Raw genomic sequence first — 13,306 nt, forward strand, 5'->3', positions numbered from 1 at the left:
AAATGAAGTCTACAAGCTTCTTCACTTCCAAAATTTGCCGTAAAACTGAATAAATTCATCGCTTTTTTTTATCAAATATAAGGCTTTTTATTTAATTATGGGTAATTGCGGACAATCAATTATTTTAAGATGGATTGTTACAATAATACAATTGATTCGTCTTCAATTTATTATTAATCAAAAAACAATCAATCATGAAAAAATTAATTTGTGTTGTAGCTGTTCTTTTTATCTCCATTTCCTCTTTTGCTCAATCATTTGAAAAGTTTGAGAAAGAAGAAAATGTAAGTAAAGTTTCAATGAGCAAGAGTTTATTTTCTTTAATTGGTAATTTGACAGAAAAAGAAAACTTATCCTCAGAAGATAAAAAAGTAGTAGATTTTATCAATCGTATTACATCGTTTAAAATGTATTCCACCAGTGATTCAAACTTGCGAAGCGAAATGAAATCAATTGCTAAAAAATTCAAAAAATCGAAAGAATTTGAAGAATTAATGCGAATAAATGACGGAGGAAAAGAAGTTGAATTTTTAGTAAAGAGCGGAAAAAACGATGAAATTAAAGAGTTAATTATGTTTGTGGAAGGTTCCGGCGAAAATGAATCAGTTGTATTTCAATTATCATTAAGTTAAGTATTATTTCAAATAAAAAGGTTCGCAAAAGAATTATTCTCTTTGCGAACCTTTTTTTATTTTATTTTGGAATTAAAACTAATCCAAACTCAACGTTATCTGTCCATCATCATCCAATTCGGTTTGAATATCATCAGAAACATTATCTTCTCCTGAAACTTCCATTTCTTCCGGTGCTTCTTCTTCCGGTTCTTCGAAAGGTAAAGGTTCTAATAGATTGATTTGCTTAATTTTATCCGTCGTCAACTGATTTCCAAGAGCTTTGATTCCCTTTATTGCAATAAATTGCTCGATATCAACTGTTTGATTCTCTTTTTGAACGCCTTTTACTTTCGCATAAATAACTTCAGCAACAGGTCGCCAATCGGTAGAAACGATTTCTAATTGCGATTTTTCATGTTCTGTAATAAAGGTTTCTTCTTTATTTTCATTTTCTACCAGAAAACGTTTCACAAAATAGCGATCTTTTTCCCCATCATAATAAATAGCAGAAATTGGTTTTTTAGGATGCCATTTTTCTAAAACCACCATGTCTTCATCAAAATGTGTGGTTAATTCAGGAATAATTGTTTTTAATTTTCCGGATTGGTTGATGACTAAAATTCGGTCATTCGGACGGAATTCACCCAACAACTCGCCTCTTCCATCTACATTAAGACGTTGCACAGTATCATCAAACCAAATTTTTCTTGGTCGTAAGGTGGATATTCCTTTTTCTTTCAATTCGATTTTTTTAATCGGATATTTGGTTACTGTATTTCCTCTAGAAGCTCTGCCTTTAATGGCAATGTCGGCAAAATCCACATCCCATTTCAACTTTTTTATGCTTCCCACTTGTCGCAATAAAATCGTCACAACTTCCGCTTCACCATTGGGATTCGCAGAAAAATACGAAACCATTGAACCGGCTTTTTCTTGGGTCAAATCGTAAAATTTATCTCTTGTCACCCCGGAAACATTGAATCGTTTGATGAAAGTGGAACCATTCTTTCCATCGCGATAAATCATATTATAAATCGTTCGTTTATCGTTTTTATCAAAAATGGCAATGTGAATAATGTCTTTCCCAATGAATTTTTTGTCATCTACTTTCGTCACCATCATTTTTCCGTCACGGAGAAAAACAATCACATCATCTATATCGGAACAATCCGCCACATATTCGTCTTTTTTAAGTCCGGTTCCCATAAAACCTTCTTCTTTGTTGACATATAATTTGGTGTTTCGTAAAACCACTTTGGTCGCTTCAATCGTGTCAAAACTGCGAAGTTCCGTTTGACGTTCTCTTCCTTTTCCGTATTTGTCTTTTAATTTTAAGAAGAAATCCACAGCAAAATCAATAATATGATCCAAATGATGCTTCACTTGCTCCATTTCAGCTTCCAATTTCGCAATGGCATCATCCGCTTTATCTGAATCAAAACGCGTGATACGAATCATTGGAATTTGGGTTAATTTCTGTAAATCGTCATCATTAATTTCCCGAACAAATGATTTTAAAAACGGTTGAAAACGGTCATACATATAAGCATACAACGATTCTCTATCAGAATATAATTTGAAATCAATGTACATTTCTTCCCGAATGAAGATTTTTTCCAAGGTTGAAAAATGCCATTTATTTTCGAGCTCATCCAATTGAATTTCCAACTCACGCTTCAGCAAATCAACTGTTCGATGGGTCGAAATTTTCAACATATCCGAAACCCCAATGAACAACGGTTTATGGTTTTCAATCACACAACCCAGCGGAGCAACAGAAGTTTCGCAAGCAGTGAACGCATACAACGCATCGATCGTTTTATCCGGAGAAACACCCAGCGGAAGATGAATCAAAATTTCAACTTCAGCAGCGGTATTATCTTCAATTTTTTTGACTTTAATTTTGCCTTTTTCGTTGGCTTTTAAGATACTATCAATCAACGTTCCGGTGTTGGTTGAAAACGGAATTTGCGTTATCACCAACGTTTGTTTATCCAATTGCGAAATCTTTGCACGCACTCGTACACGACCGCCACGCAATCCGTCATTGTAGTTGGAAACATCAGCGATTCCGGCCGTTGGAAAGTCCGGAAATAAAGTAAAGGGTTTGTTTTTCAAAACTTTAATCGAACAATCAATTAATTCATTGAAATTGTGTGGCAGCACTTTTGTGGATAAACCAACGGCAATTCCTTCGGCACCTTGGGCTAACAAAAGTGGGAATTTCACCGGAAGATTGATAGGCTCGGCACGACGACCGTCATACGACATTCCCCATTCAGTAATTTTTGGAGAATATAAAATATCGTGACCCAATTTTGAAATACGTGCTTCGATGTAACGGGAAGCTGCGGCACTGTCACCGGTTAATATATTTCCCCAGTTTCCTTGCATATCGATGAGCAAATCTTTTTGACCGATTTGCACCATGGCATCGCCAATACTGGCATCTCCGTGTGGATGATACTGCATGGTATGGCCGACGATATTAGCTACTTTGTTGTAACGACCATCATCAAGTTCTTTCATCGAGTGCATGATTCGGCGTTGCACAGGTTTAAAACCGTCTTCAATGGCCGGAACAGCACGTTCCAAAATGACATAGGAAGCATAATCGAGAAACCAATCCTTGTACATTCCCGTCACTTTGGTGATGGTATCTTCGGGGTTTTCGTCGTTTTCGTAAAAATGTTTGTTACTAAAAACTTTCACGTCGTCAAATCCTTGTTCTTGGCTTGAATCGTTTAGTTCGTCGTTGTTTTCATCGTCTGGGATGATGTTTTCTTCGTCTTCGTTCATTTATCGAAATCGATATTATTTTATGTATTCTATTTCTAAATTTTCCCTAACAAAAATCTCTTCTTTTTCCGTAATCAATGTTTTTCTTAGCTCTAAGACTTTTCTAATATCATTTTCAGCGAAAGCTTTACGCATTTCATCAGATAAAAATAATTCAAAATACTGTCCTTGGAATTCATGAGACAATAAAAAGGAAAGGTCTTTTTGTGAGCGAATCAGATTATTTAGGGTGTCATTATTTTCTATTACAAAGATTATATTTTCTGTAGATTTTTCACTTTTAAATAATTTAAATTCTTTAACTCCTTTTAAATCATTAAATCCTTCAATATTATTGTAGAAAAAATTTTCTTTATAAACAGAAAAATTAACCATAAAAAGTGCTAAAGATGTACCTCTTGCACTTCCAAAATCTATAGCCTTTGGAAATTCTTTTGTTTTAAATTTTAATGATGGAGCGATATATATTGGGTTATTATTTTCATTTTGAATAAAACTATTAAATTTCTTGTATGCCAGCCTAATCTCAGCCAAATTATAAATTGTAAAATAATTGGAATATGAAGTAATCCAAAACCATTTCTTCAATTCTTTCATTTGCTTAGGACTAGGCGATTTTACTTTATTAAAAAAATTAATAATAAAAATTAATTGATATTGAGATGAAATAAATTTACTATTTAAAACCAGTAATTTCTCAAATAAAAACTGAACTGTTTTTTCAAAATTATTTAGTGCATTTAAAGAAACATCTATAAAATTCTCCTCACTAGCCAACTTTTCTAATTCCTCTGTAGTTTTTGCAATATCAAAATAAGCTTTTTCCTCATCAAAAGCACTTAAAACACTTTGCAAAACTAAATTTCGCTTTTTCTTTTTATCATTTTTAGAAGTATAAAAATTATATTTTTCTAAATTTTCAAATAATTTATCAATTTCACTACCAAATCTAAAATTACGCTCTTTATTAAAACTTAATGCCGAAACTTTCCAATCATCAGAAACAGCTTCTCCTCTTGAGTTTAATCTTGAAAAAATATTTACAGCTTCTTTTATAGTACCTCCTATCAATTCAATAGCAGGAATATCATAACTAGATATCTTTGCTCCAAAGTTTTTATACCTATTAATGAATAGTTTTTTTTCATCATCGGAATATCCTAATGAAACAAGTGAAGTAGAAAAGTCAAAAAAGCTTTCTCCATCAATAAAATAATATAAAGGAATTTGATAAAACTCTAAATCATTTTTAGTCTTTTTATTTCTTTCAAATTTATCTGCTTTTAAATCGTAATAAAAGTCAAACTTTTTTCTTTCTGACTCATTTTGTTTTAAACTTGTATTTCTTGAATTTACAAAACATCCAAATAATGTAGATAATCTTTGATACCCATCTAAAATGTATTGAAACTCTGAATTAGTATTTTCTAAAAAATATCCTCCAATAATTTGAATTTCATCATCAATTAAATCATTTTTTACAGAACTTTCTGGTTTCCACAATAATACAGAACCTATTGGAAAACCATTTTTTAAACTATCCAAAAGATCTTTCTTCTTATTATCATCCCAAACAAAATCCCTTTGAAAAGGAGGAATTTGAATTAATCCTGCTTCAAATTCATTTAAATAATTTGATAAACGTCTTACTTTGGTACTTATTTCTAATTTGCTCATAGTAATTTGTTTATTTTATTTTGAATATTTTGAAGCTCGCCTTTTCCATCTCGTTCTTCTAAATTTTGTCTAGATATAAATGATTTTTTAAACCAATCAGGCATTTCATTTTTAAAACTAGATTCTTTAGCTGATTTCAAATTACCTTCATTTTTGAAACCTTGAAATTTGAAACCTCTATCTAATTTTTTAAATTGAATATCAGATGTATTCAATTCAAATAAAGATAAAATATCATTATCTATTTCTTTTCTAACATTATTTTTGTCAAACTTATTATCTTTAGGTTGAAATCCATCAGGAATATTTAAAAAATCTAACTGTTCCTTACTTGTTAAATTTAAATAAACATCAAGCCAATCTTTTATTTCTTCATTATCTAATCTATCCGTTTGTCTTTTTATTTCTTGAAAAACTTGTTTGGGAAGATAATTTTCCATCATTCTTTTTTCTAGAATATGAAAATTAGTATTTCTATTTAAAATTTCTCCTGAATTTTTATCAATTATATCCGAAGTATCAAAACCTAATGCATTTAACTTTCCTAACAAACTTATACAACTAGTTTTAACAAATTGTCTTTCCATATCCTTATCACTATCTATAATTATGATACCTCTAAAATAATCTATCAAATTCCTATTGTTTTTTTTAGCGATTGTTTTAAACTGATTTAAAAAACCTTCTAAAAAATTAGGTATATTTCCACAACCTCCAGCGTTTTCAAATTGAAGCCAAGCATTTTCAATATGTTCTTGAGCTTTATTATAGTTATTATCATTGCCAAAATATTTAATAATTGCCAAAATAAAATTAGAATCATTTTTATTATTCTCTAAAATAATGGATACAGGCTGATTAAAAAACAAAACTGCTTCCTCAATATTGAAATGTGATTTAACACTTTTTAGCGAAACTTGATATGGAATACTTGGGCTTAATGTGCTAAAATATATATACTCTAAATCTATAAATTCAATAAGACTTTTTTCCACAGAAACTAATTTTTTAAAATTTTCAGTTTCTTTAACTTTTTCTGTATCAATTAAAATATTATACCTAGGTCTAGAACTAGTTGATGGATTATATGATAAAATTTGATATAAATAATTCAAACCTTTAAAATCTGAATTTTCAAAAATATCCTTGTTAATTTTAATCCACATTTCTTAAATCATTTATATTAGCATTCATTATTGCTCTAGCTTCTATTACTGCTTCCCCAAAAACACCTTCTGGCCATTTTTCTACACTTCCATCTTCATGAACCACAATGTCTTCCAAATTACTTATGTTCTGTTCGTAATCAAAATCTACATAATAAATAGCTATTTGTTCAGGTTTCATTTTTCCTTCTGCTACTAATCTTCTCATTCTTAGTACGAAATTTTGAGAATGGGTTTCAATTAAATAACTTCTATTCTTATCTTCTAAATAGGAATCTACAAATCTTTCAGCTAAATTACCATGTGCCGCAGGATGTAAATGTGTTTCTGGCTCTTCAACAATTATTAATGTTGGTTTTTCAACTGGCATAAAAGACCTTAAAATCAATGGAAAAGATTGACTAATTCCTGAACCAGTATTTACAATATTGATAGGTTTATTAGTTCCATTTCTTAAAGTTATTTCATAAGAGATTACCGAACTTGGAATTTGATTAACTTCTAATTTCCAATTTTCAAAATTTTTAAAATACCAATCACTTATCAATTTATAAATTGGATTTTTCTCATCATAATATTTTGCAAATAAAGAGTATGCATTTTCTCCATTAAGACCAACTTTTAGAATTTCGGATGTCTTCTTTTGAAAATTAGCAAATGGTTTGTTTCTAAAAGCTTCAATATAGTCAAAATTTATCATTTCTAAAGATACTCCTTCAGGAATAAAACCTTTAGTCTTAGTGCTTTTCAAATCTATTTCTTCATCATTAACCAACAAACTTCTTAATCTAATATTATTATTTATATCTCCAATTATTGAAGCCTTAACAATAGAATTATCATCTTCAAAAACTTCAAAATTTAAAGAATCATTTGTAATTTCTCTATTGTAAAATGCATCTTCTGGATTTAGTCCAATCCGAACACCTTCGAATTCATTGTCAAATGGTTGAACAAATTCTCCGCTTAAACTTCCAGCAATCAATGTTGGTAACTTCAGAACAGCACTTTTTCCACTATTATTTTTTCCAATCAAAATTGTAATTGGTTTTAATTCTAATGTTTGCTTTTCTTTAAAAAGCTTATAATTTTTAAACGATATTTTATTAATCATTTTAATTTATTTAAACAGTTTCAAATTTAACTGTAATTTATTTTTCAACAACATCCAACTCCACTTTTAAATTATTGATAATAAACTCTTGTCTGTCCGGCGTATTTTTACCCATATAAAATTCTAACAAGGTTTCGATAGAAGTGGCTTTATCCAACATCACCGGATCTAATCGAATACTTTCACCAATAAAATTCTTGAATTCGTCGGGCGAAATTTCTCCTAATCCTTTGAATCGTGTGATTTCCGGTTTTGGTTTTAATTTCTCGATAGCATCTACTCGTTCTTGGTCGCTGTAACAATAAATGGTTTCTTTTTTATTTCGAACACGGAATAACGGCGTTTGCAAAATATATAAATGACCGTCTTTGATTAATTCAGGGAAAAACTGCAGGAAAAAAGTAATCAACAACAAGCGAATGTGCATACCATCAACATCGGCATCGGTAGCAATTACGATGTTGTTGTAACGCAAATCTTCCATTGATTCTTCAATATTTAAAGCCGCTTGCAATAAGTTGAATTCTTCATTTTCGTAAACGATTTTCTTTGTCATTCCATACGAATTCAACGGCTTTCCACGTAAACTAAACACTGCTTGCGTATTTACATCACGACTTTTTGTTATCGAACCCGAAGCCGAATCTCCCTCCGTGATAAAAAGCGTACTTTCTAAACTTCTAGGGTTTTTAGCATCGGTTAAATGCACACGACAATCGCGTAATTTTTTATTGTGTAAACTCGCTTTCTTTGCTCGGTCTTTGGCTAGTTTTCGAATACCTGAAAGTTCTTTACGTTCTCTTTCTGCTTGAAGAATTTTACGTAACAACGCATCAGCTACTTCCGGATTTTTGTGTAAAAAATTATCGAGCTTTTTGGAAATGAAATCATTAATGAATGTACGAACCGTTGGGCCTTTCGGACCAATATCAGTTGAACCTAATTTGGTTTTGGTCTGACTTTCAAAAACCGGTTCTTCTACTTTGACTGAAATAGCCGAAACAATTGATTTTCGGATATCAGACGGATCAAAATCCTTCTTATAAAATTCACGAATGGTTTTTACAATTGATTCACGAAAAGCAGTTAAATGTGTTCCTCCTTGAGTAGTATTCTGACCGTTTACGAAAGAATGATACTCTTCGGAATATTGCGATTTGCTGTGGGTTATTGCCAATTCTATATCATCACCGGAAAGGTGAATAATTGGATAAACCATATCTTCTTCCGTAATATTTTCTTCCAACAAATCTTTTAAACCATAATCGGAATAATATTTTTCACCGTTGTAATAAATTGTTAATCCCGTATTGAGGTAACAATAATTTTTGAGCATTTTAATGATGTACTCATTTCGGTATTTGTAGTTTTTGAAAATCGTTTCATCGGCAATGAAAGCTACTTTAGTTCCGCGACGTTTGGTAGATTCCTGAATGTCTTCTTCTAGGGTTAAATTTCCGGCAGAGAATTCGGCCGCTTTTTGTTGATTGTCACGAACGGATTCCACACGAAAATAATTGGACAATGCATTGACAGCTTTTGTACCCACACCATTCAAACCTACTGATTTTTTAAAGGCTTTGGAATCGTATTTACCACCGGTATTCATTTTAGAAACGACATCGACCACTTTTCCTAACGGAATACCTCGTCCATAATCACGAACGGTTACCAGCTTATCTTTAATAGTAACTTCGATCGTTTTTCCGGCTCCCATGACATATTCATCGATACAGTTATCTAACGTTTCTTTGAGTAAAATGTAGATACCGTCATCAGGTGACGAACCATCACCCAATTTTCCGATGTACATCCCAGGTCGCATTCGGATATGTTCTTTCCAATCGAGGGAACGAATATTGTCTTCAGTATATTGATTTTGCTCTGACATAGCGGAATTATGGATTTTCTGCTAATATAACGGATAAAGCAAAATTTTAAAAGAAATATGGTTTAAAGTTATTAAGAAACATATTGACAACCGAAGAAAAAAACTATAAATTAGGTTGGTAATATTTTTTTAACTTCATGTTTAATTCTTTTGGATTAAAAGGTTTGATGATGTATTCGTTTATGCCAATTTGTATAGCTCTATCCAAATATCCAAATGAAGCGGAAGCAGTCAAAGCTATAATAGGAATTAATTTATCATCTCTTCTTATAATTGAAGTGGCTTCATAACCATCCATCACAGGCATTGATAAATCCATTAACACCACATCGTATGCATTTGTTTTATATTTTTCCACTCCAACAAGACCATTTTCTGCCAAGTCAACTTCTACATTCCATTGTCCCATTATTTTTTGAGCGATTTTAATATTAATTAAGTTATCTTCAACCAATAATACCCGCATTCCTTGTAAATTTTGTTCTTTATAGTCTTCTTGCAAATCATCTGTAACTATAGCATCAAAATGTTTATTTAGGGGAAGACTAATCGTAAAATAGAATTTTGTTCCAACACCGATTTCACTTTCAAATTGAATATCAGAATCCAATAAGTTAAGCAACTTTTTGGTTATGACTAAACCTAAGCCTGTTCCTCCAAATTGTCGATACGTCTTTGTTTCTGCTTGTGAAAATTTTTGAAAAATATTCTGAAAATTTTCTTTATCAATGCCTATACCCGTATCTTTTACTTCAACTTTAAAAGTAGAAATATCATTGATTATTGAGATTTGATTGACTGTTATGGTAATTGTTCCTTCTTTAGTAAACTTAATTGCATTGGAAACTAAATTGGTGATAATTTGATTAATTCGCAAAGGATCACTAATCAAATTAGGTTTAAAATCAGCATCAATATTTATTTGAATTGTATTTAAATTTTCTGCTGCTTTAACTTGGAGTGACTTTGAAATTTGATTGATTAATTCTTTAAAATCAAATGGCATTTTTTCGATATCAACCTTACCGGCCTCAATTTTATTAAAATCAAGAATATCATTTATCAAAAGAAATAAATTTTGAGCAGAGTGTTTTAAAACTTCAATATTTTCATGAAAACTTTCTAAAGTATTTTCTTTTTCCATGATATAGACCAAACCAATGATAGCGTTAAGAGGGGTTCTTATTTCATGACTCATCATAGACAAAAATTCAGATTTGGCATCGTTGGCTTTTTCTGCCATTTCTTTTGCTAAGTTTAATTTTTGCTGATAATCCTTTTTTATTTCGATTTCACGATTTAGAATTTTAATCAGGTCTAACAAGCCAGCTTGTCCATCCAGTTCATCGCCGTCTTCATTCAGTTGCTTTATTGCCTCTATAATTTTTGCCTGAAAGAGCTCCTTTTTCTCTAGTTCTTCCTTAAGTTTTTTGTTTATTTCAGAATACTCTTTGTCATTTAAACGAGCAGATTGCTCAGAGAGTTCAATATCTTTATCATAATTCAAGTACGTTTGATTGATGACCTTTATAAAAGCAGAAAGATCCGGATTACTTTGAATTTGATTATTTGACAAATATTTTTCTATTTGTCTATTCAGGTGTCTATGTAAATTTGAGGTCATCATTATTCTTCAAATATAGTAGTGATAGTCATCGTTTGGTTGTGTAATTCACAAGCAATATTATCTTTTTGTGGGGAAATTTCGCCATATGAATAAAAGCCACAAAGCAAAGAGTTTTTTCCAAAAATTTCTTTCACAACTTCTAATTCTTCCTCTAATCGTTCTCCTAAAACAATTCTTCTCCCCACACAACTTACCAATAAAACTAACTGATTCTGTTCATTTGACTTATTTTCGATGTTGTGTGCTGCAGAGGAGGATGCATCGATTAGCTTATCCATATTTCCTTTTAATAATCGAACTAAAGCTCCTTGCGGAATATTTCCGGCAAAGGTCATCGATTTATTGGATTCATCTATAGAAAGTATCGTTCTAACTACTGATGGTGATAATGCTGTTTCTTTCATAGAAAGCGGAAAATATAATGAAGAACCGGGTAACTCTTCTGCGTATTTTCCTAAATATTCTTTATATAAATCCAATGCATACCTATCCCCTATTTTGTATAGAACATTTTTTTCTGATTGTGTCACTTCACGTTCAGGACCAAAATCACTCCATCCGCCTTTAGTGCTGTAACCAAAATGAACATTATTTCCGTAAAAACCTACTAGCACTATTTTACCTGATGATGCGTCAGAATTTAAACCAACTATTGTTTTTTCAAAGCTATATTCATCTCCAGCTAGTCCACCGAAAATTGGAATCTTCGATTCGGTTTGTTTAATCAATTCATTAATTAGTTCTGTCCCGTTAATGAATGTTCCTTCCGAAAGAACCAAAAGGGATTTCAACTCGGTAGTAACTAAATTATTTTTTATTTCTTTTCCTAAATTTTCTACGCTGTTATTCGCTAAAACATCAATGCTGGAGGTTTTAATAATTGTTTTATCAAAACTAATTGCTGTGATTACAATTTCCTCCGGAATTAAGCATTGATTTGATATTTGCCCTGAAGACGAGCAAATTACAATTTCAGCATTTGGAAATGAGGCTTTAACTTGAGCATAAGGTAAATATTTTTCAAGAATTGTTCTTTGACCAAATACAAGGACTAGATTAGATTCATTTGAATCAAATCCACCTGAGGCCTTTAACTCCCTGAACTGATTTGTACCATCATAAAGTAACTGTTGAAATTCCATGTTAAATAAATTTAGGCATCATAAATAAAAGAAAAAAATGATAAAAAAACAAAAAACCTACAAATTTCTTTGTAGGTTTTTTTATTATAAAGAAAAATGCTTTAAACATTAAAACGGAAATGCATGACATCGCCATCCTTCACAATGTATTCTTTTCCTTCTACGCGAAGCTTTCCGGCTTCTTTAACTTTGGCTTCTGAGCCGAAATTGGAATAATCTTCAAATGCAATCACTTCGGCACGTATGAAACCTTTTTCAAAATCGGTATGAATTACGCCTGCTGCTTTTGGAGCAGTATCGCCAATGTTGATGGTCCACGCACGCACTTCTTTCACTCCGGCTGTGAAATACGTTTGCAAGTTTAATAAATTGTAAGCGGCACGAATTAAAACGGCTGAACCCGGCTCGGTTAAGCCCATATCTTGCAAAAACATTTGGCGTTCTTCGTAGCTTTCTAATTCGGTGATATCGGCCTCTGCTCCTACTGAAAGTACGATGACTTCGGCTTGTTCATCTTTTACTAATTCGCGAACTTGATCTACATATTTGTTTCCGTTTACGGCTGAAGCTTCGTCTACATTACACACATACAAAACCGGTTTTGAGGTGATTAATTGAAATTCATCCATTAATTCTACTTCGTCTTGGTTTTGTGGGATGACTGTTCGAGCCGATTTTGCTTGCAACAACGCTTCGCGAATTCTGTCTAACAATGCTTTTTCTACTTGAGCTTCTTTGTTGCCGGTTTTGGCAGCACGATTGGTTTTTTCTAAACGTTTTTCAACCGTTTCTAAATCTTTTAATTGAAGTTCAATATCAATTGTTTCTTTGTCACGGATTGGGTTTACATTTCCATCTACGTGAACAATATTATCGTTATCAAAACAACGCAGCACATGAATAATTGCGTTACATTCTCGGATATTTCCTAAGAATTGATTTCCTAAACCTTCGCCTTTACTTGCTCCTTTTACCAATCCGGCAATGTCAACAATATCAACGGTTGCCATTTGAACACGTTCCGGTTTTACCAATTCTTCCAAACGAGCAATTCGCGGATCAGGAACGTTTACCACACCAATATTGGGTTCAATAGTGCAAAACGGAAAGTTAGCACTTTGAGCTTTTGCATTTGATAAACAATTAAAAAGGGTTGATTTTCCAACATTAGGTAATCCTACAATTCCTGCTTTCATTTTTAGGTAATGGGTTATTTGTAAAAGGTAATCGGTTTTTAAACGGGTGCAAATATAGTTTATAATATTGAAAGATTAAA

At 31.8% G+C, this 13,306-nt stretch carries 9 protein-coding genes; 1 reads left to right on the forward strand and 8 read right to left on the reverse strand.

The genetic code is table 11. The annotated features are described in order from the left end of the window. Nucleotides 1-194 precede the first annotated feature (194 nt). Nucleotides 195-632, forward strand: coding sequence for a DUF4252 domain-containing protein (locus tag ACIQ0M_RS03305; protein WP_396149692.1), 438 nt, complete (start codon nucleotides 195-197; stop codon nucleotides 630-632). Between the two features lie 78 nt (nucleotides 633-710). Here ACIQ0M_RS03305 and ACIQ0M_RS03310 read toward each other — a convergent pair whose 3' ends face one another. From ACIQ0M_RS03310 to ychF, 8 genes are all read right to left on the reverse strand, one after another. Then, nucleotides 711-3,413, reverse strand: a complete 2,703-nt coding sequence (locus ACIQ0M_RS03310) for a DNA gyrase/topoisomerase IV subunit A (protein ID WP_396149694.1) — start codon at nucleotides 3,411-3,413, stop codon at nucleotides 711-713. Nucleotides 3,414-3,428: 15 nt separating this feature from the next. Continuing rightward, nucleotides 3,429-5,090, reverse strand: coding sequence for a DUF262 domain-containing protein (locus ACIQ0M_RS03315; protein ID WP_396149696.1), 1,662 nt, complete (start codon nucleotides 5,088-5,090; stop codon nucleotides 3,429-3,431). Continuing rightward, on the reverse strand, nucleotides 5,087-6,256 hold the full coding sequence (locus tag ACIQ0M_RS03320; protein ID WP_396149698.1) for a hypothetical protein: 1,170 nt from the start codon (nucleotides 6,254-6,256) through the stop codon (nucleotides 5,087-5,089). Before ACIQ0M_RS03320 ends, ACIQ0M_RS03315 begins: the two co-directional genes overlap by 4 nt. Beyond that, nucleotides 6,246-7,370: a DUF3696 domain-containing protein gene (locus ACIQ0M_RS03325; RefSeq protein WP_396149700.1), complete on the reverse strand. Its 1,125-nt coding sequence runs from the start codon at nucleotides 7,368-7,370 to the stop codon at nucleotides 6,246-6,248. Before ACIQ0M_RS03325 ends, ACIQ0M_RS03320 begins: the two co-directional genes overlap by 11 nt. Before the next feature lie 37 nt (nucleotides 7,371-7,407). Then, nucleotides 7,408-9,261 (reverse strand): DNA topoisomerase IV subunit B, encoded by a 1,854-nt coding sequence (locus ACIQ0M_RS03330; protein WP_396149701.1) that lies wholly within the window; start codon nucleotides 9,259-9,261, stop codon nucleotides 7,408-7,410. 103 nt (nucleotides 9,262-9,364) lie between these two features. Further along, a complete protein-coding gene (locus ACIQ0M_RS03335) occupies nucleotides 9,365-10,837 on the reverse strand; it encodes an ATP-binding protein (protein WP_396149703.1) in 1,473 nt (490 codons plus the stop codon). 50 nt (nucleotides 10,838-10,887) lie between these two features. Then, a complete protein-coding gene (locus ACIQ0M_RS03340; protein WP_396149705.1) occupies nucleotides 10,888-12,030 on the reverse strand; it encodes an FIST signal transduction protein in 1,143 nt (380 codons plus the stop codon). Nucleotides 12,031-12,131: 101 nt separating this feature from the next. Continuing rightward, nucleotides 12,132-13,226: a redox-regulated ATPase YchF gene (ychF, locus tag ACIQ0M_RS03345; RefSeq protein ID WP_396149707.1), complete on the reverse strand. Its 1,095-nt coding sequence runs from the start codon at nucleotides 13,224-13,226 to the stop codon at nucleotides 12,132-12,134. Nucleotides 13,227-13,306: the final 80 nt, after the last annotated feature.

Origin of the sequence: Flavobacterium sp. (assembly GCF_044339515.1) — a bacterium.
Taxonomy (GTDB): Bacteria; Bacteroidota; Bacteroidia; order Flavobacteriales; family Flavobacteriaceae; genus Flavobacterium.